At 58.9% G+C, this 23,472-nt stretch carries 25 protein-coding genes; 20 read left to right on the forward strand and 5 right to left on the reverse strand.

The annotated features are described in order from the left end of the window. Positions 1 to 71: 71 nt before the first annotated feature. Together ACFSR7_RS28945 and ACFSR7_RS28950 are read right to left on the reverse strand one after the other, a co-directional pair. A complete protein-coding gene (locus ACFSR7_RS28945) occupies positions 72 to 1,820 on the reverse strand; it encodes an alpha-glycosidase (protein WP_378167640.1) in 1,749 nt (582 codons plus the stop codon). 82 nt (positions 1,821 to 1,902) lie between these two features. Continuing rightward, positions 1,903 to 2,721 carry an SDR family oxidoreductase gene (locus ACFSR7_RS28950; RefSeq protein ID WP_378167642.1) on the reverse strand — a complete coding sequence of 273 codons (819 nt, stop codon included), beginning with the start codon at positions 2,719 to 2,721 and terminating at the stop codon, positions 1,903 to 1,905. A 143-nt stretch (positions 2,722 to 2,864) separates the two neighbouring features. Here ACFSR7_RS28950 and ACFSR7_RS28955 point away from each other — a divergent pair, with 143 nt between their 5' ends. From ACFSR7_RS28955 to ACFSR7_RS29025, 15 genes are all read left to right on the forward strand, one after another. Then, a complete protein-coding gene (locus ACFSR7_RS28955; protein WP_378167643.1) occupies positions 2,865 to 3,707 on the forward strand; it encodes a M15 family metallopeptidase in 843 nt (280 codons plus the stop codon). A gap of 12 nt (positions 3,708 to 3,719) precedes the next feature. Then, positions 3,720 to 3,944 (forward strand): hypothetical protein, encoded by a 225-nt coding sequence (locus tag ACFSR7_RS28960; RefSeq protein WP_378167645.1) that lies wholly within the window; start codon positions 3,720 to 3,722, stop codon positions 3,942 to 3,944. Between the two features lie 57 nt (positions 3,945 to 4,001). Beyond that, positions 4,002 to 4,442 (forward strand): GNAT family N-acetyltransferase, encoded by a 441-nt coding sequence (locus ACFSR7_RS28965; protein WP_378167647.1) that lies wholly within the window; start codon positions 4,002 to 4,004, stop codon positions 4,440 to 4,442. Positions 4,443 to 4,464: 22 nt separating this feature from the next. Then, positions 4,465 to 5,016 carry a hypothetical protein gene (locus ACFSR7_RS28970; RefSeq protein ID WP_378167649.1) on the forward strand — a complete coding sequence of 184 codons (552 nt, stop codon included), beginning with the start codon at positions 4,465 to 4,467 and terminating at the stop codon, positions 5,014 to 5,016. Between the two features lie 51 nt (positions 5,017 to 5,067). Continuing rightward, positions 5,068 to 5,364: an antibiotic biosynthesis monooxygenase family protein gene (locus ACFSR7_RS28975; RefSeq protein WP_378167651.1), complete on the forward strand. Its 297-nt coding sequence runs from the start codon at positions 5,068 to 5,070 to the stop codon at positions 5,362 to 5,364. A gap of 78 nt (positions 5,365 to 5,442) precedes the next feature. Continuing rightward, the gene (locus ACFSR7_RS28980; protein WP_378167653.1) at positions 5,443 to 5,952 is read left to right on the forward strand and encodes a GNAT family N-acetyltransferase; all 510 of its coding nucleotides are present in this window, start codon (positions 5,443 to 5,445) and stop codon (positions 5,950 to 5,952) included. 393 nt (positions 5,953 to 6,345) lie between these two features. After that, positions 6,346 to 8,415, forward strand: coding sequence for a bifunctional aldolase/short-chain dehydrogenase (locus ACFSR7_RS28985; RefSeq protein ID WP_378167655.1), 2,070 nt, complete (start codon positions 6,346 to 6,348; stop codon positions 8,413 to 8,415). A gap of 44 nt (positions 8,416 to 8,459) precedes the next feature. Then, complete coding sequence (locus ACFSR7_RS28990; RefSeq protein WP_378167656.1) at positions 8,460 to 8,831, forward strand: sensory rhodopsin transducer; 372 nt, start codon at positions 8,460 to 8,462, stop codon at positions 8,829 to 8,831. Positions 8,832 to 8,944: 113 nt separating this feature from the next. Beyond that, the gene (gene rhaA / locus ACFSR7_RS28995) at positions 8,945 to 10,207 is read left to right on the forward strand and encodes an L-rhamnose isomerase (protein ID WP_378167658.1); all 1,263 of its coding nucleotides are present in this window, start codon (positions 8,945 to 8,947) and stop codon (positions 10,205 to 10,207) included. A gap of 29 nt (positions 10,208 to 10,236) precedes the next feature. Continuing rightward, complete coding sequence (locus ACFSR7_RS29000) at positions 10,237 to 11,712, forward strand: rhamnulokinase (RefSeq protein ID WP_378167660.1); 1,476 nt, start codon at positions 10,237 to 10,239, stop codon at positions 11,710 to 11,712. A gap of 23 nt (positions 11,713 to 11,735) precedes the next feature. After that, positions 11,736 to 12,506 (forward strand): DeoR/GlpR family DNA-binding transcription regulator, encoded by a 771-nt coding sequence (locus ACFSR7_RS29005; RefSeq protein ID WP_378167662.1) that lies wholly within the window; start codon positions 11,736 to 11,738, stop codon positions 12,504 to 12,506. A gap of 265 nt (positions 12,507 to 12,771) precedes the next feature. Next, the gene (locus ACFSR7_RS29010) at positions 12,772 to 13,500 is read left to right on the forward strand and encodes a (Fe-S)-binding protein (protein WP_378167664.1); all 729 of its coding nucleotides are present in this window, start codon (positions 12,772 to 12,774) and stop codon (positions 13,498 to 13,500) included. Next, positions 13,497 to 15,014, forward strand: a complete 1,518-nt coding sequence (locus ACFSR7_RS29015; protein WP_378167666.1) for a LutB/LldF family L-lactate oxidation iron-sulfur protein — start codon at positions 13,497 to 13,499, stop codon at positions 15,012 to 15,014. Before ACFSR7_RS29010 ends, ACFSR7_RS29015 begins: the two co-directional genes overlap by 4 nt. Then, complete coding sequence (locus tag ACFSR7_RS29020) at positions 15,010 to 15,762, forward strand: LutC/YkgG family protein (RefSeq protein ID WP_378168191.1); 753 nt, start codon at positions 15,010 to 15,012, stop codon at positions 15,760 to 15,762. Before ACFSR7_RS29015 ends, ACFSR7_RS29020 begins: the two co-directional genes overlap by 5 nt. Then, on the forward strand, positions 15,743 to 16,522 hold the full coding sequence (locus ACFSR7_RS29025) for a FadR/GntR family transcriptional regulator (RefSeq protein ID WP_378167667.1): 780 nt from the start codon (positions 15,743 to 15,745) through the stop codon (positions 16,520 to 16,522). The genes ACFSR7_RS29020 and ACFSR7_RS29025 overlap by 20 nt, the downstream gene beginning before the upstream one ends. Before the next feature lie 582 nt (positions 16,523 to 17,104). Here the strand turns inward: ACFSR7_RS29025 and ACFSR7_RS29030 are convergent. Further along, positions 17,105 to 17,641 carry a TVP38/TMEM64 family protein gene (locus ACFSR7_RS29030; protein WP_378167669.1) on the reverse strand — a complete coding sequence of 179 codons (537 nt, stop codon included), beginning with the start codon at positions 17,639 to 17,641 and terminating at the stop codon, positions 17,105 to 17,107. 256 nt (positions 17,642 to 17,897) lie between these two features. Here ACFSR7_RS29030 and ACFSR7_RS29035 point away from each other — a divergent pair, with 256 nt between their 5' ends. The 4 genes from ACFSR7_RS29035 to ACFSR7_RS29050 all read left to right on the forward strand — a co-directional run bounded on the left by ACFSR7_RS29035 (position 17,898) and on the right by ACFSR7_RS29050 (position 20,360). Further along, the gene (locus tag ACFSR7_RS29035) at positions 17,898 to 19,235 is read left to right on the forward strand and encodes a deoxyguanosinetriphosphate triphosphohydrolase family protein (RefSeq protein WP_378167671.1); all 1,338 of its coding nucleotides are present in this window, start codon (positions 17,898 to 17,900) and stop codon (positions 19,233 to 19,235) included. 81 nt (positions 19,236 to 19,316) lie between these two features. Then, positions 19,317 to 19,697 carry a MerR family transcriptional regulator gene (locus ACFSR7_RS29040; protein WP_378167673.1) on the forward strand — a complete coding sequence of 127 codons (381 nt, stop codon included), beginning with the start codon at positions 19,317 to 19,319 and terminating at the stop codon, positions 19,695 to 19,697. Beyond that, positions 19,694 to 20,005: a thioredoxin family protein gene (locus ACFSR7_RS29045; RefSeq protein ID WP_378167675.1), complete on the forward strand. Its 312-nt coding sequence runs from the start codon at positions 19,694 to 19,696 to the stop codon at positions 20,003 to 20,005. Before ACFSR7_RS29040 ends, ACFSR7_RS29045 begins: the two co-directional genes overlap by 4 nt. A gap of 157 nt (positions 20,006 to 20,162) precedes the next feature. Then, positions 20,163 to 20,360 (forward strand): cation transporter, encoded by a 198-nt coding sequence (locus tag ACFSR7_RS29050; RefSeq protein WP_378167677.1) that lies wholly within the window; start codon positions 20,163 to 20,165, stop codon positions 20,358 to 20,360. Between the two features lie 390 nt (positions 20,361 to 20,750). Here the strand turns inward: ACFSR7_RS29050 and ACFSR7_RS29055 are convergent, their stop codons facing one another. Both ACFSR7_RS29055 and ACFSR7_RS29060 read right to left on the reverse strand, forming a co-directional pair. Then, entirely contained in the window at positions 20,751 to 20,957 is a 207-nt protein-coding gene (locus ACFSR7_RS29055; RefSeq protein ID WP_378114688.1) for an alpha/beta-type small acid-soluble spore protein, read from the reverse strand. Positions 20,958 to 21,100: 143 nt separating this feature from the next. Beyond that, positions 21,101 to 21,889 carry a helix-turn-helix transcriptional regulator gene (locus ACFSR7_RS29060; RefSeq protein ID WP_378167679.1) on the reverse strand — a complete coding sequence of 263 codons (789 nt, stop codon included), beginning with the start codon at positions 21,887 to 21,889 and terminating at the stop codon, positions 21,101 to 21,103. A 125-nt stretch (positions 21,890 to 22,014) separates the two neighbouring features. Between ACFSR7_RS29060 and pyk the strand changes: the two genes are divergently transcribed. Continuing rightward, positions 22,015 to 23,430 carry a pyruvate kinase gene (gene pyk, locus ACFSR7_RS29065; RefSeq protein WP_378167681.1) on the forward strand — a complete coding sequence of 472 codons (1,416 nt, stop codon included), beginning with the start codon at positions 22,015 to 22,017 and terminating at the stop codon, positions 23,428 to 23,430. The last annotated feature ends 42 nt before the right edge of the window (positions 23,431 to 23,472 follow it).

Raw genomic sequence — 23,472 nt, forward strand, 5'->3', positions numbered from 1 at the left:
ATTTGTGAACATAATGTGTCCGAAAAAAAAGGGATACCTGCATGCGAGATGCAGATATCCCCCTGTTCATATTAGACGATCGAGCGGCTTAAAATCCGGTATCCTAGCGGCTCCAGACCGATGCGCATCCATCCGTCCACCGGCTTGACAGACTCGCCGCTCAGCGCGTCGATCCAATCGTCGGCAACGATCGGGTGGGCGAGCACCGTCGCTTCGTCCGTGTTGTTCATCCAGATGGTGAAATGCTTGCCGGCGTCGATCCGCTCATAGACGAGTCCGCTGTCGCCGGTATCGGCCTTGAGGAAGCGGAAGCGTCCGGAGCGGAGCACCTGATTCGATTTGCGCAGATCGATCAACAATCGGTAAAAGTCGAACAGCTCGCGATCCTGACGTTCGAAGTCCCACTCCATGCATTTGCGGCAATCCGGGTCGCCGTCGCCGGACAGGCCGATTTCGTCGCCGTAGAAAATGCAGGGCGTCCCGATAAAGGTGAGCAAAAACACGATAGCCAGCTTGAGCCTGCGCTTGTCCGATCCCATCATCGTTAATATTCTCGGCGTATCGTGGCTGCTCAGCATATTAAAGACGACTTCGTTCGTCTGCTGCGGGTAACGCATCAGAACATGGTTGATCTTGTTCGCAAAATCGCCGGCATCGGCTTCGCCCGGACAGAAAAACGCGTTCACGCAATCGGCGAACGGATAATTCATGACCGAATCGAACTGGTCGCCAAGAAGCCAGCGAAGCGAGTCGGACCATACCTCGCCGATAATATAGGCCTCCGGATTGACCCGCTTGACCGTGCGCCTGAAGTCTCGCCAGAACGCATGGTCGATCTCGTTGGCGACGTCCAGACGCCAGCCGTCGATGCCGACTTCCTTGAGCCAGTATTCGGCGACGCCGAGCAGATAGTTTTTGACCTCCGGATTGGCCGTGTTGAGCTTGGGCATTTGCGCGAAAAAGCCGAATGTATCGTAGTTCGGGTTGCCTTCCTCGATCCGGACGGGATAATCGTAGATATGGTACCAGTGCCTGTACTTGGACTTTTCGCCGTTTTTGACGATGTCCTTGAACGGCGGGAAATCCACGCTCGTGTGATTAAAAACGGCGTCGAGCACGATGCGGATGCCTTTGCCGTGCGCGACGTCGACCAGCTTCTTGAGCGTTTTGACGTCTCCAAAATGCGGGTCTATTTTTCGATAATCTATCGTATCGTATTTATGATTGCTGGGAGATTCGAAGATTGGCGTCAAATAAACGGCGGTTACGCCAAGCTCCGTCAAATAATCGATGCGGTCGACGATGCCCTGCAGATCGCCGCCGAAGTGGCTCTCCCGCGTCGGCTTGCCGCCCCAAGGGAGCACGCCTTCCGGATCGTTGCCGGGGTCGCCGTTGGCGAATCGGTCGGGCATGATCTGGTAGAAAACGGCAGACTTGGTCCATTCGGGCGGCGTGAAAATGTCGATCTCGTGAATGAAAGGCATCTCGTAATAACCGCCCGGGGGAGAAGGCTCCTCGCCGAAAATGCCGGATTCGATCATCCATACCCGTTGGTCGCCGGACATCAGCTTAAAGCCGTACGAAAAACGCTTGCGTTCGGGTTTGACTTGGCATTCCCAATAATCGAACAAGCTGTCGCTGGCGATTTTCTCCATGAGGCACTCGCGTTGGTGATGCGCCCAATCGTACTTGTCGCCGGTTATAGCGACGACACTATCTACGTCGTCCCGTTTGGTCCGGAGTCGCAGATGGAAGGTGTCCTTGTCGTAGGAATAAGCCCAGTTGCTGCGCGGAGAATGGTAGAAGCACTCGAGCTGCATGATGCGCACCTTCTTTGCCTGGTATGTTTGCGACAGCGGCCTGGGCTTGGTTATAACGAATCTGTCCCAAGAAGAGTTTGAATCAGCCGTGTATGAGAGATTCGGCACCATCGATGTAAATCGGCGTGCCGGTAATGTGCGAAGACTCGTCTGAAGCGAGGAACTTGACGAGGCTGGCGACCTGCTTGGCACTGCCGGGTTTGTGCCGCAGCGGCTGGTCGCCCTCGGGAAACTCCACGGGAATGGCGATCTCGTCGACTTCGGGCCGGCGGTCCGTGTTTTCCTCGATGTTGGTCTCGATCGCGCCCGGACAAATCGCGTTGACACGGATGCGGTACTTGGCCAGCTCGAGCGCGGCCATCTGCATAAAGGCGACCTGACCTGCTTTGGACGTACTGTAGGCGCTGAAGCCAAAGTTGGAAAACACGCGATTTCCGTTGATAGAGCTTGTAATGATGATGCTGCCGCCCTGCTTTTTGAGCGCAGGCACCGCATGTTTGACCGTAAGGAAAGTGCCGGTCAAGTTGATGCCGATCGTGGTGCTCCAATCGTCCATGCCCATGTCCTCGATCGGCAGCAATACGCCGTTGACGCCCGCATTGGCGACGACGATGTCGAGCCGGCCCCATCGGTCTAGCACCTGCTGTACGGCGGCTTGCATCTCGGCTTCGACGGAGATGTCGGCTTCGACCGCGATCGCTTCGCCGCCGGAACCTGCGATCTTATGTACCGCCTGCTCCAGCTCGTCGTCGCCGCCTCGACCGAGAAGCGCAACCTTCGCGCCGTCGCGGGCCAGCCTGACGGCCGATGCAAGGCCGATACCCGATGCAGCCCCGGTGACCAGCGCTACCTTTCCTGCAAGATCGCCGTTTCCGGCTCCGACTTGTGCGGCGTTCGCCATGTTCGATCGCTCCTTTGTTTACTCGATAGTTTTACACAAAAAGGTATACCCGTCGCTTTGCAGGCTGCAACAACTCGCTCTTCTTCCGCGCAAGAATGATGCTATAATGATGGTTACGATCGCGAGAAGGAGGAGTCCGGCCTATGCGCAGCAAGTGGATCGTACCGCTCGCCGCTGTCGCCTTAACCGTCGCATCGGGCCCCGCAGTCGCAGCCGGTACGCTGGGCATGTCAGCGGCGACGGCCGTCGCCGTATCCGCACGGATCGGTGCGATCTCGGCTCCGGTCGATAGAGGAGGCGCTTCGACTGCCGGGATCCCGGCATCGGATGGCCAAGTCCCAGGGGCCGATGAGCGTCCGCCTGCCAAGAAGAACAAGCTTCCCAAAGGATTCGTCTATCTGGACGAAGTTATCCCTTCGGCCGAATACGACATTCGGTATTATAGCGACTATAATTTCGTAGGCGCCCGCGTAGACGGGTATAAGGCGCCATACGCGGTCATGACGCAGCAAGCCGCCAAGGCGCTAAAAGCAGTCTCCGACGATCTCGCCGAAAAAGGCTACAAGCTGGTTATTTATGACGCATACCGTCCGCAAAAGGCGGTGGATCACTTCATCCGTTGGTCGAAGGACCCGAAGGACCAGAAGACGAAGGCTGTCTTCTATCCGGACACCGATAAGGCCAAGCTGTTCAAGCTCGGTTATCTCTCCGGCAAATCGGGGCATTCCAGAGGCAGCACGGTCGATCTGTCGATGGCCAGCGTCAAGACGGGCCAACTCGTCGACATGGGCGGCAGCTTCGACTTTCTCGGTCCGGTCTCGGCGCATGGCGCGAAGCTTGCTGTCTCGGCGCAGACGGCGAACCGCAACCTGCTGAAGAAGGCGATGGAGAAACGGGGCTTCAAAGCTTACAGCAAGGAATGGTGGCATTATACGCTCGCGAAGGAGCCCTATCCGAAAACGTATTTTAACTTCGACGTAGAGTAGGAGCGATGCGCGATGCTGTGGGTGTTCTTGATCGCATTGATGCTGCTGTTATCGATTCTTGCGGTGTTTTCTGATAAGGAAGGCCGCTTGGTTGGCGGTTTGGCGCAAACGACGACTGTGTTTTGTTTGATTTTTGCCGTTTTTTTCGCGCGCGGCAATCCGGTTCTATGCACGCTGGCCTCGGCGGGCTGGATGGTGTACCAATTGTCTAAATCGGATATCAGATGGAGACACTAAATGTATATTTAACGACGATAATTAATGCAATTAAATGAATAGGAAAAGGTGACTCGAATGCTGGTTAACGTGAAAGACAGACTGGAACAACGCCCGATCTACGAGCTGCTCGAGCTGTCCGTTTTTCCGGATCCGGACCGTCTAGTGAAGGTGTTGAGCGAATATAAGGAAAATGTCCGGTTTCATCTTCAAGGCTATGAAGACAACGGAGAGATCATCGGAATCATCGGATATGAATCGGACGACGACCGCATTGCGACCATCCGTCATATTGCAGTCCATCCGGATGAGCGGGGGAAGGGATACGGCAGAGGCATGGTGCTTCATCTGCTGAGCGCTGCCGAGCCCGAGCGCATCGAGGCGGAGACCGACGAAGACGGCGTTAATTTTTACCGGAGCATCGGGTTTACCGTTCACAGCCTTGGGGAGAAGTATCCGGGCACCGAGCGTTTCCGCTGCGTCTATGTCGTGTCGCCGGAAGAAGAGGAAGAGGACTAAGCTGGACAGGAGTGACGATTAAATGCGTACGCTGCTTGATCTGATCGGTTATTTGATCTTGATTGGCGGGACGATCGTCGGTTTTGCCAGCAATTCGGTCCTGATGATCGTGTTCAGCCTGTTCGGCGGACCCGCCTTGCTCGGACTGTCGCATCTGATCGGCATCGCGGAAAATGTGCAGGCGCGTTTGCTGGATTTGCCGCCGACGCTGGCGACAGTCAGGAGCCTGATCAAACGTGCGCCGGAATATGCCGTCGAAGGCGCCGGCATCGATATTTATCCTTCTGCCGGCGCCAAGTACGAGTGGATCGAACTGAACGGCGACATCTACATGCGCTCGCGGGCGTTCAGAAAGTACGTAGAGCACGTCGACGACCGGTACGCTTTTACGCTGCCCGGCAGCAAGTCGGTTATTCTGCGCAGTGCCGGATCGTACTCGGGCGGTGCGGCCATGTTTTCGCTGGATGGCCATGCCTATGTCATGCTTAGCGCGATCGGATTGACAGCCGTCCTGCAGAACGATCGCATCGTACTCGGGACGCTGAACGATGAAGAAGCCACCGAAGAATTGTAGGAGAGGGCTACAGGCAGCCGTTCGTTCAGACCTATTATTGGAGGTGTACCGATGATCCTGCAATCGTCGATGCTTACGGTCAAGCCAGGCATGGCAAGCGAATTCGAGAGCAGCTTTCGCAAATTCCAGGCGCTGTTAGCCGGTACGCGAGGCTACCTGTCTCATGAGCTTCACAAATGCGTGGAGCAGGAGGGCCGGTACATGCTGCTCGTCAAATGGCAGAACCTCGGCGACCATGCTGTCGGCTTCATGAATTCGCCGGCCAGCGCAGAATGGGAGTCGGCGCTGCAGGATTATTACGAGCTTGAGACGGAGACCGACCATTATATCCGCATCCGTTTGGAATAATCGTCTTCAATAATAGCAAATAGCAGTTTTCGATACATGAAAAATAGCCGGGTGCAGTTTATGAAAAGAGGGAAAGCATTGTCGCAGTCTGCAAACGATCGCATTGAAATTGCCCGCTTCGAAGATCTGCCCGATATCGTCTCGATTTACAATTCGACTGTCGCGGGCAGGCAAGTGACGGCGGATCTGGAGCCGGTATCGGTCGAGAGCCGGATCGGCTGGTTCGAAGCGCATCTGCCGGACCGGCATCCGTTGTGGGTATTGCGCAGAGATGGGCATGTCGCGGGTTGGCTTAGCTTCTCGGCTTATCATAGCAGGGCCGCATACGATGCGACGGCGGAGCTCAGCATTTACTTAGCGGAGTCCGCCAGGGGGCTGGGCCTCGGCGGCGTGCTGATCCGCCATGCGATCGCGGCCGCTCCGCCGCTCGGCATCAAGACGCTTGTCGGACTCGTATTCGGACACAACGAGCCGAGCCTTCGCCTGCTTGGCAAACATGGCTTCGAACGGTGGGGCCGGCTGCCTCGCGTCGCGGAGCTCGACGGCATCGAGCGGGATTTGGTCATCGTCGGGCTGCGCCTCTGCTGAGGCGGATCGGCTGCTTTTTTCGCAAAAAAATAGGTAGTGCCGGCCGCAGGCGGAAGATAGCGGCAATCCGTGTCGCTAATACTCCGAAGCGCCGCCGCATGCGAGCGATAGCTGCATTCTGTGCCTCTAATGCTCCGAAACGCCGCAGCCGTCGATCAATAACGGCATGCAGCGCAGTTATTCTTGGAACGCGGAAGTGGATATGCAACGGTGCCGCGCGCGTATCGCTTGCGTTCTAGCCGCCAAAACACGATCCTATTTGTTTTTTTTCCCGTACATCCTCGTAACCGAGGATGTTTTTTGTTTTTATCCGAAAATGCGTATTCAAAAACAAACAAAGATGATATAGTGAAAACAAAAGAAAACAAAACATTTATTCGGAGGTCTCATCTCATGGTTCAAAGCTTGTGGAATTCCTCGGAAGCATCGAAGCAAGAAAACGCGCTTGATCAGCTCGTCTACCGTTCCAACATCATCGGCGCCGATCGCCGCGTCTGCAACTGGGGCGGCGGCAACACGTCCGCGAAGACGGTCGTGAAGGATTTCCGCGGCCGCGACGTCGAAGTGATGTACGTGAAGGGAAGCGGTTCCGACCTCGCGTCGATGAAAGCCGGCAACTTTACGGGCCTCCGCATGGAAGATATCCGCCCGCTGTTCGAGAAGGATGAGATGCCGGACGAAGAGATGGTCGCCTATCTCGTCAACTGCATGATCGACGTCAAGCACCCGCGCGCCTCGATCGAGACGCTGCTGCACGCGTTCCTGCCGTTCAAGCACGTCGACCACACACATCCGGATTCGATCATCAGCCTGTGCTGCGCCGACAACGGCAAGGAGCTGGCAAAGGAAATTTTCGGCGACCGCTTCGTATGGGTGCCTTACATCCGTCCGGGCTTCAAGCTGTCCAAGATGATCGCGGAAGGCGTGCTGGCCAACCCGAACGCAGAGCTCGTCCTGATGGAAAAGCACGGCCTCGTCACTTGGGGCGAAACGAGCGAGGAAGCTTACGCGCAAACGATCAAGATCATCAGCGAAGCTGAAGCGTTCATCGAGGCGCGCGTAAACGCCGCGACGCTGTTCGGCGGCACGAAGCACGCCGCGCTGCCGGCCGACGTTCGCCGCAGCATCGCGTCGCAAGTCATGCCGACGATCCGCGGCGCCGTCTCCGACGCCAAGAAGATGATTCTGTCGTTCGACGACGCGGACGACGTGCTGACGTTCGTCGGCGGCGAGCGCTCGCCGAAGCTGTCCCAAGTCGGCGCCGCTTGCCCGGACCACCTCGTGCACACGAAGGTCGTGCCGCTGTTCATCGACTGGACGCCGAACGCGGACGACGTCGAAGGCCTGAAGGCGATCTTGAAGGATAGCGTCGCGGCTTATAAGGAGCAATACAAAGCCTACTTCGAGCGCAACAAAAACGAAGGCGACGTCATGTTCGAACCGGCGCCACGCGTCATCCTCATCCCGGGCGTCGGCATGATCAACACCGGCAAGAGCTGGGCGATGTCCCAGGTAAGCGGCGCGCTCTACCACCGCGCGATTGCGGTTATGCGCGGCGCGACGGCGCTCGGCGAATTCGTCTCACTGAGCGAGAACGAATCGTATAACGTCGAGTACTGGCCGCTCGAGCTTTACAAGCTGACGCTGGCGCCGGCCGAAGCCGAATTCTCGCGCAAGGTGGCGTTCATCACCGGCGGCGCGGGCGGGATCGGCAGCGAGACGGCTCGCCGCCTCGTATCCGAAGGCGCGCACGTCGTGCTGGCCGACCTTAACCTCGAAGGCGCCGAGAAGATCGCGGCCGAGATCAACGCCCGCTACGGCGACAACCGCGCGATCGCGGTCAAGATGGACGTAACCAGCGAAGAAGCCGTTCAGGCCGCTTACGCGGCTACCGCGGTTGCCTACGGCGGCGTAGACATTATCGTCAACAACGCGGGTCTCGCGACCTCCAGCCCGTTCGAAGAGACTTCGCTGAAGGAATGGAACCTGAACATGAACGTGCTCGGCACCGGCTATTTCCTGGTTGCCCGCGAAGCGTTCAAGGTGATGAAGGCGCAAGCGGTCGGCGGCAGCATGGTGTTCATCGGCTCCAAAAATTCCGTCTATGCCGGCAAAAACGCCACCGCCTACAGCGCGGCCAAAGCGCTCGAAGCTCATCTGGCACGCTGCATCGCAGCCGAAGGCGGCGAGCACGGCATCCGCGTCAACACGATTCTGCCCGACGCGATCCTGCAAGGCTCCGCCATCTGGAACGGCAGCTGGCGCAACGAGCGCGCTGCGGCTTACGGCATCGAGCCCGACCAGCTCGAGGAGTACTACCGCAAGCGCACGACGCTGCTCGTCAACATCTACCCGCGCGACATCGCTGAAGGCGTAGCGTTCTTCGCTTCCTCCAAGGCCGAAAAGACGACGGGCTGCATGCTCACGATCGACGGCGGCGTACCGGCCGCGTTCACGCGCTAATCGCCCGCTAAGCGGTTAAATAGCCTACGAAGGAGGATTCGCGCATGCCCCAAGCGACTGGCGAAAAACGCTGGTTCATACCGGACGCCTACATTCCCGAGCACAGCGCAGGCCAGCTTACGAGCCACGAATCGGTATGCGTGCTGAACACGGCTTCCGACGACGCGCTGCTCCAGTTCACCATTTATTTCGAGGACTGCGATCCGATCGAGGACATCCTGGTCGTCGTACCGGCGCGGCGCACACGTCATATCCGTACATCCTCGCTGGCCAAGGACGGCAAGAGCATCCCGCCGGGCGTGCCCTACGCGATCGAAGTGCGCAGCGACATCAAGGTCATCGTGCAGTACAGCAGGCTCGACGCGACCCAAGCGGAAAACGCGCTTATGTCGGTCATGGCGTTTCCGATTCAATAATATTCCCGATTCATTAACATTTCAGTTCCTATCATTTTAAAGCGATAGAAAGCCCGAGCGGCGCGGCGCACGACCCGCGTCGCTCGCCTGGCTTATACAAGGAGGAGACCCTTTTGCCATCCAACGAAACGACCAAGCAGTACGAAGCGGCCAAAGCCCAATATGCGGCTCATGGCATCGACGTCGACGCGGCGCTCCAGAAGCTGTCCGAGATCAAAATCTCCATGCACTGCTGGCAGGGCGACGACGTGCGCGGCTTCTTGAATCGCGACCAGGATCTGACGGGCGGCATCGCGGTCACGGGCAACTATCCGGGCGCGGCGCGCACGCCTGACGAGCTTCGGGCGGATCTGGAAAAAGCGTTCTCGCTCATTCCCGGCAAGCACAAGGTGAATTTGCATGCCATCTACGCGGACACCGATGAAAAAGTGGACCTCGACGCGATCGAGCCCCGTCACTACGAGCGTTGGGTCGAGTGGGCGAAGGCGCAAGGCCTCGGACTCGATTTTAATCCGACCTGCTTCTCCCACGAGAATTCCAAAGACGGCTTCACGCTCAGCCATGCTGATCCGAAGGTCCGCGATTTTTGGATCGAGCACTGCAAGCGCTCCCGCCGCGTCGGCGCCTACTTCGGCGAGCAGCTCGGACAGACCTGCGTCACGAACGTCTGGGTGCCGGACGGCTTCAAGGACAATCCGGTCGACCGCCTCGCGCCGCGCAAGCGTCTGAAGGATGCGCTCGACGAAGTGTTTGCGGAGGAGCTGAACCCGGCGCACAACCTCGATGCCGTCGAGAGCAAGGTGTTCGGACTCGGCGCGGAAGCATACACGGTCGGCTCGCATGAGTTCTACATGGGCTATGGCCTGCAAAATAACAAGCTGATCTGCCTGGATGCCGGCCACTTCCATCCGACGGAGGTTATCTCCGGCAAGCTGTCTTCGCTGTCGCTGTTCGCCGATGGCATGCTGCTGCACGTGAGCCGTCCGGTCCGCTGGGACAGCGACCACGTCGTCATTCTCGACGACGAGCTGTACGAGATCGGCAAGGAGCTCGTCCGCGGCGATCTGCTCGGCAAGACGCATATCGGCCTGGACTTCTTTGACGCCAGCATCAACCGCGTCGCGGCATGGGTCATCGGCACGCGCAACACGATCAAGGCGCTGCTCCAGGCGCTGCTCGAGCCGACGGACCTGCTGCGCAAGGCCGAGCTCGCCGGCGACTACACGTCCCGCCTCGCGCTGACCGAGGAGTTCAAGACGTATCCGCTGGGCGCGATCTGGGACTACTACTGCGAATCGCAAGGCGTGCCGGTCCGCGAGCGTTGGCTCGAAGAGGTCAAATCGTACGAACGCGACGTCCTCGCCGCGCGCGGCTAAGCAAGGATAGATACTGGAGGTAGCTGAAGATGGCCGACATATTGGCTTACGATCTGGGGGCGAGCAGCGGCCGGGCGCTGCTCGGCAGACTGAAGGACGGCCGGATCGAGACGGAGGAGCTGCACCGGTTTCCGAACGATCCGGTCCAGGTCGGCGGCAGGCTGCACTGGGACATTCTCCGGCTGCTGCACGAGATGAAGCAGGCGCTTCTTAAGGCCAAGCAGCGCGGCATCGAAATCCAGAGCATCGGCATCGACTCCTGGGCCGTCGACTTCGGATTCGTCGGCGAGAGCGGCGAGCTGCTCGGCAATCCGTATCACTATCGGGACAATCATACGACAGGCATCATGCCCGTGCTGTTCGCGGAAATTCCCGAAGCCGAGCTGTTCGCCAAAACCGGCATCCAGTTTTTGCCGTTCAATTCGATTTTTCAGCTGTACGCGCTGAAGTCCGCCGGCAATCCGCTGCTGCGCGAAGCCAAGCGCTTCCTGATGATCCCGGATTTGCTGCGCTACTTCCTGACGGGAGAAATGCATGCCGAGTTCACCAATGCGACGACGACGCAGCTGTTCAACGCAACGACAAAAGATTGGGATCGAGAGCTGCTCGCGAAGCTCGACATACCTGCCGAATGGTTCGGTCCGGTACTCGCGCCCGGAGATAGAGCTGGCGCGCTATGCGAAGCGGTGACCGAGGAGCTAGGCGTGCCGGCGATTCCGGTCTATGCGGTCGCCGAGCACGACACCGGCTCGGCCGTCGTCGCGGTGCCGGCGCTAGACGAGCATTTCGCCTATCTGAGCTGCGGAACCTGGTCGCTCATCGGCACGGAAGTGACCGAGCCCGTGCTCACGGACCGCGCGCGGGAATTGAACTTCACGAACGAAGGCGGCGCATACGGCACGTACAGACTGCTCAAAAACATCATGGGCCTTTGGATCGTCAACGAATCCCGCAGAGCCTGGGAGCGACAGGGCGTCGTCTATTCGTTCCCCGAGCTGGTGGCGATGGCCGAAGAGGCGCCGTCGTTCGCTTCCTTTATCGATCCGGACGACGAGCTTTTTCTGCCGCCGGGCGACATGCCGGGGCGAGTCGCCGAGTACTGCCGCCGCACCGGACAGCAGCCGCCGGAAGGCATCGGCCAGACGATGCGCTGCATTCTCGAGAGCCTCGCGCTCAAGTACCGGTACGCGCTAGAGCGGGTAGAAGAGCTGAGCGGCGTGCGCTATAGCGGTCTTCATATGGTAGGCGGCGGCATTCAGAATACGCTGCTCTGCCGCTGGACCGCGTCCGCCATCGGCAAGCCGGTCTGGGCCGGTCCGGCCGAGGGCAGCGCGATCGGCAACCTTGCCGTCCAATGGATTGCGTCCGGCGAACTGGCCGACCTGCGCGAGGCGCGCCGGGTCATCCGCGATTCGTTCGAAGTCGTGACCTACGGACCCGAGGATGCGGACATCTGGGAAGACGCTTACGGAAAATTCTTGCGGACGACGTCACTGTCGAAGTAGGATAGAAGAAAGGAGGACGCCGAATGCTCGTCGCGGAACGTTATGAAAAAATCGTAGAGCTCGTTAACGAACGCGGCAGCATCCGCGTGTCCGAGCTGTCCGAGCAATGCGGCGTCACCGAGGAGACGATCCGCCGCGATCTCGACCGGCTGGAGCAGGCCGGGCGGCTGCGGAGGTCGCATGGCGGCGCCGTGAGCGTCAAGGATCTGGACGTGCAGACGCAGCCCGAGACGCCATACTCCGAGCGGGAGATCATCCGCGCGGACGACAAGCGGCGCATCGCCATCGAGGCGATCAAGCTCATCTCGCCCAAGGACCGGATCCTGCTGGACGCGAGCTCCACGGCGTGGTACATGGCGCGCGAGATGCCGGATATTCCGCTCACCGTGCTGACCAACTCCATCAAGGTGGCGCTCGAGCTTTCCGGCAAGGAGAAGATCGAGGTCATTTCGACGGGCGGCCTGCTGGCGCGCAGATCGCTGTCGTACGTCGGTCCGCTCGCCGAGCGCTCGCTCGACGCCTATCATGTCGACAAGCTGTTCCTTTCTTGCAAGGGCGTCCACCTCGAGCGGGGGATCAGCGAGTCCAACGAGCTGCAGGCGCGCATCAAGCACAAGATGATCGGCATGGCCGACAGCGTGCACGTGCTGGCCGATTCGAGCAAGTTCGGCATGCAGGCTTTTACGCATGTGTCCGACTTGTCCGAGGTGGACCGGATCGTCACCGACAGGCGCTTGCCGGGCGAGATCGTGCGCGAGCTTGAGTCCCGCGGCATTGCCGTAAGCATAGCCTGATGCAGCCCAAGCGGTCGACGCCCCATTCGTCCGATCGTTTGAAGCAAAGTTTTGCCGGAGCGCGCGAGATCCGGCGGTTTGCGCTCCTATTGTGACAACAACGTGAATGCCGCAGTCCGATTCATTGACAATAAGGCAGTACAATCAATAATATGGATGAAGCAGTACGATCATAGATCGCGGCGCAGACTTGTCTGCGCTTTTCCCGTCATCAACTTGTCTGACAACCTGACATATCCTAATTAAAAACGCGAGGTGTCAAGCTATGAAGGTCTCATTGTTCATCACCTGTCTCGGAGACGCCATCTATCCGCGCGTGGGCGAGGCGATGGTTCGGGTGCTCGCGCAGTACGGCGTGTCGCTCGAATTTCCCCGGCTTCAAACCTGCTGCGGCCAGCCTGCTTTCAACAGCGGCTATTGGCAGGAGGCGCGCGCGAGCGCCAAGACGATTCTCGACGCGTTCGAGGACAGCGACTTCGTGATCTCGCCGTCCGGTTCCTGCACGGGCATGATTCACCATTATCCGAAGCTGTTCGAGTCGGATCCGGTCCAGCTCGCGCGGGCGGAGCGGCTGCGGGACAAGTCGTACGAATTCACCCAGTTTCTCGTCAACGTGCTCGGCGTGACGGACGTCGGCGCCAGCTTCCCGCACAAGGTGACTTACCATCCGTCCTGCCACGGCACGCGGCTGCTCGGCGTCAAGAACGAGCCGATGGCGCTTATGTCGAACGTGCAGGGTCTTGAGTTCGTGCCGCTGCCGTTCGCGGAAGATTGCTGCGGGTTCGGCGGCACGTTTGCGGTCAAGATGGCGGATATATCGGGAGCGATGGTGTCCGAGAAGGTCGATCACGTGAAGGAGACCGAGGCCGAGGTGCTGGTCGGGCTCGACATGGCCTGCCTCATGAACATCGCGGGCAACCTGCGTTATCGCGGAGAACAAGTGCGGGTCATGCATCTGGCAGAGGTGCTGGCGGAAGGAGCGGGACTGGCATGAGCGCGCAAAAGGGAAGAGCGACGGTTAAGGAGCGGGCGGAGCTGGCGCTGAACGACGAGTTTCTCGTCAAGGCGGTCAAGTTCACGACCGAGCGGCTTCGCAACGGGAAAAAAAATGCCTCGGCGGAGCACGGGAATTGGGATGAGTGGCGGGAGCGGGGGCGGCAGATCCGGCTGCATACGATTGCCCATCTCGACTATTATTTGAATTTGTTCGTCGAGAACGCACGAGCGAACGGCGTGCACGTGCACTTCGCCGAAACGGGCGAAGACGCGGTCGCCATCTCGATGGACATTGCGAAGCGGAAGGCGGCCAAGACCGTCGTCAAGTCGAAGTCCATGGTATCCGAGGAGCTGCATCTGAATCACGCGCTCGAGAAGATCGGCGTCGAAGCGATCGAGACCGACCTCGGCGAATATATCATTCAGCTGGCCGGCGAGATGCCCTCGCATATCGTCATACCTGCCATTCACAAAAACCGTTATCAGATCGCGGATCTGCTCTCCGAGGTGGCGGGAGAAAAGCTGGAGGCGGATACGACCGTGCTCGCGGGCTTCGTGCGCAAGAAGCTGCGCGAGAAGTTCCTCGAGGCGGACATCGGCATGACCGGCTGCAACTTCGCGATCGCGGAGACCGGCTCGATGGTGCTGTTCGAAAACGAAGGCAACGCACGCATGGTCACGACGGTGCCGAAAACGCAAATTACGCTGATGGGCATGGAGCGCATCATTCCTTCGTTCGAGGATCTTGAAGTGATGGCGACGCTGCTGCCGCGCTCGGCGACCGGGCAGAAGCTGACGATGTATATGTCGGCCATCACTGGTCCCAAGCGGACGGCCGATGCGGACGGTCCGGAAGAGATGCACATCATCATCGTCGACAACGGCCGCTCGCTGCAGCTCGGCGATCCCGAGTTCCAGGAGCTGCTCAACTGCATCCGCTGCGGCGCCTGCCTCAACGCCTGCCCGGTGTACCGCCATATCGGCGGACATGCTTACGGCAGCACGTACAGCGGACCGATCGGCGCGGTGCTCACGCCGGCGCTTAACAAAAACGTCTCCGAATGGGACGATATCGCCAACGCGTCGAGCTTGTGCGGGGCCTGCTATGAAGCCTGCCCGGTCAAAATTCCGCTGCACGAGATGCTCATCTACCTGCGGCGCCGCAAGGTGGAGACCGGCAACGGCAAGGCGGTCGAAACGGTCGGCATGAAGGGCTTCGCGGCGCTAACGGGCTCGAGCGCGGCGATGAAGGCTGCGCTTGCGATCGGCAAGATCGGCCAGCGCCTCGTCGTCCGCGGCGGCGAGATTCGCACGAAGCTAGGGCCTTTGAAGGGCTGGAACAGCTACCGGGTGACGCCAAGCTTGCCGAGACGTTCGTTCCGCGACCGTTGGGAGAAGCTCAACCGCGAGATGGACGCCGAGCGTCCGCAGATGGCGCCGGATATGAAGCGGAGAATGGAACAAATCGTCAAAGAGCGGGAACAAGGAGGCGGCGGACATGGCGGACATTAAGGAGCAGTCTGGACGGACGGGCGGAGACGCGGAGCATGCCGCCTGGCTGGCGGAGATGGAGCGCGCGTCCCGGGCCAAGCAGGAATCGTTCATGAACGGCATTGCCGCCAGGCTGCGCCATCCGCGGATGACGTCCAAGCCCGTGCAGCCGGTGCGGGGCGCGCCGGATTTCTGGCGGACGTTCGACTGGACGCCCGAGGAGCGCGTCGAACGCTTCGAGGCGAACTGGCGGAGCGTCGGCGGGCACACTGCGCGCGCGCAGGATCTGGCCGAAGCCGGCCGCTTTATCGCCGAGCGGGCGCAGGAGCTCAGCGCGCGCATCATCGTGCGGCAGGACCAGGCCGAGCTGGCAACGCTGGGCCTGGAAGCGTCCGTGCCGGAGGCCGAGGTGTCGGTCTGGAATGCGGACGAAGACGTCGCCTGGAAAGCGCGGGCGGCCGAAGCGGATATCGGCGTCGTTATTGCCGATCAGGCGCTCGCTTATACGGGCTCGGTCGTCGTGCGCTCGGCAGCGAACAAGGGCCGTTCGGTCTCTTTGCTGCCGACCGTGCTGTTCATCTTGATTCCGGTCGAGCGGCTCGGCACCCGGCTCGGCGAAGCGCTCATCCCGATGGACGAAGGCGGGCGCGAAGCGCTGCCGGCCGGCGTCCATTTCATCACGGGGCCGAGCCGGTCCTCGGACATCGAGAACGATCTGACGATCGGCGTGCATGGTCCCGGCGTCGTCTATGCGGTCATCATCGGCTGAAGCGAAGCCGTTCAAGGAGGCGAGACCGATCGAAGCGAAGCGTCTGACCAAGCGCAACCATTACGAAGAGATTGCGATGCAGATCCGCCGTCAGATCGAGGACGGGCGGCTGAAGCCGGGCGACAAGCTCCCGTCGACGCGGGAGATCTCCGAGCAGTTCGGCGTCGGCCGGTCGACGACGCGGGAGGCGCTCAGCGCCTTGAAGGCAATGGGGCTCATCGACATCCGCCAGGGGGGTGGCTGCAGGGTCGCAGCCGCTCCGCCGTCCGGCGGCTCGCAGTTAGGAGCGGCGGGCCTCGAGCCTCCCGAGCTGTCGTCCTTGCGGGACGACCGCAAGACGCTGCTAGAGCTGCTCGAGGTGCGCCAGACGCTCGAAGTGTCGATCGCCTCGATCGCCGCAGCCAAGCGCACGACCGAGGACCTGGCCGCCCTTCGCGCGCTCCAGATCGAGATGGAAGCCGCGATCGGCGACGATGTCGAAGGGGAGCGGACCGATCTCAAGTTTCACCTGCTGCTCGCCAAGGCAACGCGCAACGAGATCATGATCTCGCTGTTCGCATCGATTACGGGGCAGATGGAGCGGGCGATCCGCGACATCCGCCGTGTCGAGCTGTATGCGAACCGCTCCGTCGCGCGCCGGCTGTTTGAGGAGCACTCGGCCATCCTCGACGCCGTCGCCGAGCAGGAGCCGCTTGCGGCATCGCTGCGGATGAACGAGCATCTCGCGCATGTGGAGCGGATGCTGCTGCGTCATTTGTAAGCAAACAATACAGCGGTACATTAAAAGCCAAACGCGATGGAGCAGCAGGTCTTCCGCTTCGTCGCGTTTGGCTTTTGTGGAAAGGTCTTACAATAATGAACTGGGCGGTAATTTGCGGATATTCAAGCGCGTTTTCGGCGTACAGGAGTGTTGTGGATGTTTGGCGGGTAAAAAAACCTGCATTTGTACAGGTATTTTCTGTCGGTTCGCGACATCTGATGAAATGCCTGCAAATGTGCAGGTAAATGCCTAACACAAACCGAAAATGCGGCTGATGAAGCAAAATGCCTGCGCTTTTGCATCTAATCTATACAAAAGGGGCGAAGTCGGCATAAAAAGATGCATATATGCAGGCAGTGCGGTGAAATACGACGCTGACGGCGATATGCTGACCCGGTAGAACGGTGACGGACGTGCCGGCGATAGCGTCCCGCGCGACTCCAGTTTTTCATCGCTGCATCGCGTCGTCAACCAAGGCCGAGAAGCTCTGCATAGCGTCACATTGCTGAAGCACGCTTCCGACCACGATGACTCCCAAATGCAATAGCCTTTTTAAACCGCTTGACATGAACCGCCAACTGTCTATCCCAGCAAGTATCCCAGCAGCTTCTCTCCCGCAAACGCATAGAGGGCCATCATCGGCAGCTTGCCGAGCGCCGTACCGGCGATGTAAGGCAGCGGCCGGATGCCGGCTGCCGCCGCATACAGGTTCACGACCGGCTGCGGCAGGAAAGGCACGAGCCGAGCTGCAAAAACGAACCAGAACGGCCGTCTCCCCAGCCGCTCGGCAAACGCCTTCAGCTTCGGACTGCGCGACAGCCAGCCTTCGGCAGCGTCGGAGAGGAACAGGCGCGCATAGAAATACATGAGGACGGCCGCAACGGTGGCGCCGAACCAGCTGATGAGCGCGCCCCCCGGCGCGCCATATGCGTAGGCGGCCATCGCGATAAATAGTTTATAAGGAAGAACCGGAAAAAACGCGAGCGCAAACGCCAGCAGCAGCATGACCCATAGCGACCCCGAACCGCTCTGCATAAGGGCGAGCAGCTCGTCCTTGTATAGCCAAAACCCGCCTATGACTAGGCCATAGACGACGACGGCCCATCCGATTTTTTTCATAGTTGCACCTTTCGCCGCCGAACCGCCGCGTGTTCTCCCGATTCGCGCCGTCCGCCGGCCTTTTTTCGCCGACAATCTCTCTCATCAGACTACCGCATATCGCCATAAGCCCGCAACCGCTCTCGATTGGGCAGACAAGCTGCCGCCAAGCTTACATCGGGCTTGCTTCATCTTCGGTTGGCGCATATACTAATCCCGATATCAACGCCGGTTGGACTAACCATAGCCGTTCAGACTGTAGAGGAGCAAGAGGCCGATGACCCTGCAAAAAGGACAAACGAATCTCCGCAAAATGAGACTGTTCGATACCGAAAACATACATTCCGGCGATGACCGCGACGAATACGAAAAGGATTACGCGCGGCTTATCCAATCCCCGTCGTTCCGGCGGCTGCAAGGCAAATCGCAAGTGTTCGGCGCGGGCAGCGGGGACTATTACCGGACGCGTCTGACGCATTCCATCGAAGTGTCGCAAATCGCGCGCGAGGTTGCCCGACGTCTGGGCAAGCAGTACGAAATGCTTAGCAGAAGAGAGCATCCCGGACTCATGATCGACCCCGAGGTCGTCGAGGTGGCGGCGCTCGCGCACGATCTCGGCCATCCGCCGTTCGGCCACAAGGGCGAAGAGGTGCTGAACGACCTGCTGATGGAGGAGTTCGGGCTGAAGTACGAGGGCAATGCGCAAAACTTCCGGATTTTGATGTTTCTCGAAAAACGGGCCGGCAGCGACAGCGGACTTGACTTAAGTGCATCGGTGCTGCTCGGCATCAACAAGTACCCGTACAATCTCGACGAGCCCGGGCGGCTTAAGGGCGTCTACCATATGGAATGGGAAGGCATCCGATACCTCCGCGACCTGTGGGGCATGCCCGAAGGCTGTGCGACGCTCGAAGCCCAGCTCATGGATCTTTGCGACGATATCGCTTATTCGACGCATGACCTGGAGGACGGCATTCGCGCAGGCAAGATTCCGATGAGCCGGACCCTTTTCGAGGACGAACGCATCGTGGCGGCGCTTATTCAGGAAATCAACGACGACCCCGGCAACCACAGCATGAATTGGGAGCAGATCGATCTGCCGTCGATGGTTCGAACGGTGCTGAGCGGCTATCTCGAGCAATGGGAGCAAATATACATCGATTGCGGAGGCGAGCCTTCGCGGGCGAGGCGCGAGATGAAGGCCCGCTGGGTGCGCAAGTTCGCCAACCAGGTCGGCATTCTGGACGATCCCGCCAAGGGCTGGAAAAAGGTGACTTTCATTCGCGACGGCGCGCAAGACATCGAGCTGCTGCGGACGATGGAGATTCTGAAAAAGCTCGCCTGGGTGACGCTGATCAAGGATTTTCGCGTGCAACGGCTGCACAAGCGCAGCGAGGTGATGATCCGCAGGCTGTGGGGCAGCTTCAAGGAATACGAGGCCGGCAAGCTGATTATCCCGCCTGACTGGCACGAGAGCTTCGAGCAGCACAAGGGACGCTGGCCATGGGAACGGCTCGTGGCGGATTATTTGTCGGGCATGACGGACGCGTACGCGGAAAAAGTGTACGCCGAGTTTTTCGCGAGCCGCTCAGGGTCGATTTACGAACGCGACTGATCTTGTCGCCGCAACGCTTGACCCTGACATTAATGGCAGCGTGTATGCTGGAGCAAGCCGGGAAGGAAGGAGGCGGTCTTGGTGAAAATCGGCGAGCTGTCGCGCAGGACGGGAGCGAGCATCCGTTCGCTGCGTTACTATGAAGCGCAGGGTCTGATCGCGCCGCTGCGCGAAGCTAACGGCTATCGCGAGTACTCGCCGCTGGCCGAGGAGCAGGTGCGCACGATCCGCTTTTATTTGCAGCTGGGGCTGACGACGGAGCAGATCGCGGGATTTCTGAACTGTGTGCTCAGCCGGCCGGAGACGTTCTGCACCGAAGTGCTGCCGGTATACGAGAGCAAGCTGTCGGACCTCGAGGCGCAGATTGCGCAGCTGACGCGCATTCGCGATAACCTGGTCGACCGCATTTCTTCCTTCCGCGGCGAATCCGAGCAGGGCGAAGGAGTTGCGGGCGAGAGATGAGAGAAGCGAACGATATGGATTTTGAAAACGCGGTGACGCGTACTGGCGTGACGCTGGTGGACTTCGGGGCGACCTGGTGCCCGCCGTGCAAAGCGCTGCTGCCGATTATCGAGACGTTGGCGGAAGAATATGCTGAGCGAGTATCCGTCGTAAAGGTCGACACCGACGAGTCGCCCGAGACGGCCTCGACGTTCGGCGTGATGGCCAATCCGACCGTTATTTTGTTCAACGACGGCCAGCCGGTGGAGAAGCTGGTCGGTCTTCGCCCGATCGAAGTGTACAGGACGGCATTGAACAAGTACGTTTGATTCGTTTGAAGCCGGCAGCGCAGCAAAACAGCCTTCAAGCCCGAGCGATTCGGCTTGAGGGCTTTTGTTTTCACTTTTCACTTTTCACCTTTCACTTTACATACCATACAGGGGTATATTATATTTAACGTATAACGATGCTAAGGAGGCTATAACCGTGAATGCGACCCTAAAAGTAGAAGGCATGTCTTGCGGACACTGCGTCAATAGCGTGGAGGGCGCGCTTAAGAAATTGGGCGCGGATGCGAAGGTCGACCTGGCGGCCGGATCGGTAGCCGTGAGCTACGACGAGAGCAAGCTTGGTCTCGCGGATATTAAGACGGCGATCGAAGAACAAGGCTACGAGGTTGTTTAAACGAGTGACAATAAGTTTTTTTCCTGAATAGAAGTTGTCTCAAATGACCTTCCAAAGTTGAAGCAAAAAGCAAAACCGAAGCCGATCTGGATAAACGGGACGAAGCAGAGTATCATTCTGCTTCGTCCCGTTACGTTTTTGGTCTATTGGTTCCTTTATTGCACTTAGACAATGACCTGGCGAGACGCTTGGCGCGAGAGCCGCTTTGCGGGGCCGCACCGCTGACCGCAGCAAAGAGGTCCCATATAGGACTACTTTGCCGAAACGCGCCGTCAAACGAGCCAAAGAGGCTCCACATAGAGCCTCTTAGCAAAACGGAGGTATGCGCCGAGGCACTACCTTTTGAGATAGCCCCTTTTTTTCATTTGAATAGCCGCTGTGCAGCGACTTTCAGAATCTGCCGCCCAATTGCTGTTCGGCGATTTGTACGAGCCGTTTTGTGATGTTGCCGCCAATCTGGCCGGCTTCGCGCGTCAACATATTGCCGTAATAGCCGTCCTGCGGAATATGGATGCCGAGCTCTTGCGCGATCTCGAACTTCAACTGCTCGAGCGCGGCGCGGCATTCGGGGACGACGAGTTGGTTGCTTCTGGCCATGTCTATCACCTCCGTTGATGGAGGTTATTATATCGATTGGCAGTTCCTTCTATACGGGCGCTCATGGCTTTTAAGGATACGAATTGTTTCACGTGAAGCAACATTTTATGTCATTAATCGACTTGCGATGACGATTAACGTCATTAGTTATTCGGATTTCGATCATTCATAAAGTGAGTGGGCGGGAATCCCGTCAGTTTTTTGAATATTCTGTGGAAATAAGACAAGTCCCGATAACCGAGAAATTCGGAGATTTCGCCGGCCGTAAGCAGCGATTCTTTAAGCATATAAACGGCCGTCTTGATCCGCACCGCATGCGCGTATTCGCTGATCGTCTGGCCCGTCGAACGCTTGAAAAGCGCCGCCGCGTGATTGGGCGTGCGCCCGATCGCCGCGCCTAGCTCGTCCTTCGTAATTTTCTCCCGGTAGTGGCCGGCGATATAAGCCTTCATCCGTTCGGCAAGCAGCAGGGACGAAGGGCTGGGCGGTTCTTTTTGCAGCTCCCGGCTCCATACGGCTGCCAGCTCGAGCAGAATCGCTTCGCACCGAACGGTGGCATACGGCGCGTCCTCCTGCCATTCGCCGTGCATCGTTCGGAGACGGTCGGACATCCATTCGAACGGCACGTATTTTGCGATCCGGACGATACCGTCGTCGAGCAGCGGGAGACCTGTGGCGTTCGCGCGCGGGGACAACAGGGCGACATATTTTTCGTGAAAAGCGTTTGCGGCTTGATTTGCTTCGCAGGTCGCCCCCGCGGGAACGTATATAACGTCTCCTTTCGTGGCGGCTAACGGCATGCCGTCTATTCGAATGTGAAGCTTGCCGTACGTGACGACGACCAACAAGTCGTGAGGTTCAAAGGCTTCGTCTGCGAAAGGGCCCTCTTGCCCCCGGTCAAGCCGGAAGTCGATGATGCGGATCCCCTGCATCATTAAACTCCTTTCAGGTCGTACAATAATACTTTAATCATACTATGATTCATATCCAACGGACAATTCAACGTCTAATATAGAAAGATAATGTCGAAACAGGCGATGAAGAGAGGAAGAGCAACTTGAGAAAAACGAAAATCGTATGTACGATGGGACCGTCCTGCGACTCTACGGAGACGCTGAAAAGAATGATCGGAGCGGGCATGAACGTCGCGCGTCTGAATATGGCGCACGGCGAGCTTGCCGACCACAGCGGCCGAATCGCGCGCATTCGCGAAGCGGCGGCAGAGATGAACGCGCTCGTGCCCGTTCTGATGGATATCAAGGGACCTGAAGTACGGATCGGCAAACTGGCCGAACCAGGCGAACTGAAGGCCGACGATACGCTCGTGCTGACGACGGATATCATCGTAGGCGATTTGAAGCGCATTTCGGTCAACTATAACGAACTGCCGCTCGTCGTGAAGCCGGGCAACCGGATTCTGATCGACGACGGCCTGATCGAACTGACCGTTACGGACGTGACGGATACCGAGGTCGTTACGCGCGTCGTGAACGGCGGGGTCATCAAATCCAACAAAGGCGTTAACCTGCCCGGCATCAAGACGACGCTGCCCGGCGTGACCGAGCGCGATATTATGCACATCAAGTACGGCTTCGGCGAAAACATCGACATCATCGCGCCTTCGTTCGTGCGCCGAGCCGAGGACATTCTGCAAATTCGCGGCCTGCTTGAGGAGCTTGGCGCGACGCATATTCAGATCATCTCGAAAATCGAAAACGAAGAAGGCGTCGAAAACCTCGATGCCATCATCGAAGTGTCCGACGGCATCATGGTCGCCCGCGGCGATCTCGGCGTCGAGATTCCCGTCGAAGAGGTGCCGATGATCCAGCGCCAGATGATCGAGAAGTGCAACCGCGCGGGCAAGCCCGTCATCGTTGCAACGCACATGCTCGACTCGATGCAGGTCAATCCCCGCCCGACGCGCGCCGAGGTCAGCGACGTCGCCAACGCAGTCATCCAGGGCGCGGACTCGGTCATGCTGTCTGGCGAGTCCGCCGCGGGCAAGTATCCGGTCGAGTCGGTTGCGACGATGTCGAATATTGCGCTCAAGGCCGAGTCGATGCTCGATTACAAAGAAGAGTTTTTGCAGCGGGCCAAGGTTCAGCCGCAGGCGACGACAGAGGTCATCAGCCAGGCGGTCGTCAGCTCGGCGCTCGAGCTGAACGCGAAGGCGATCCTCACGCCGACGGAGAGCGGATTTACCGCGCGCATGGTGTCCAAGTACCGTCCGAAGGCGCCGGTCGTCGCGATTGCATACGACGACAAGACGCTGATGCGTCTGTGTTTGTTGTGGGGCGTCGTCCCTGTCAAGGGAACCAAGGAGCAATCGACCGACGAAGTCATCTCCGCTGCGGTGCGGCACGGCCGCGCAAGCGGATTGATCGCTTCGGGGGACCACGTCGTCATCACGGCGGGCACGCCGATCGGCAAGTCGGGCGCGACCAATCTGATCAAGATCGAACAGGTTGTTTAAGGCCGTTAAATTAAAGTGCCGACAAAGGCGCGCAAAACGGGA

Origin of the sequence: Cohnella sp. GCM10020058, assembly GCF_042683485.1 — a bacterium.
Taxonomy (GTDB): Bacteria; Bacillota; Bacilli; order Paenibacillales; family Paenibacillaceae; genus Cohnella.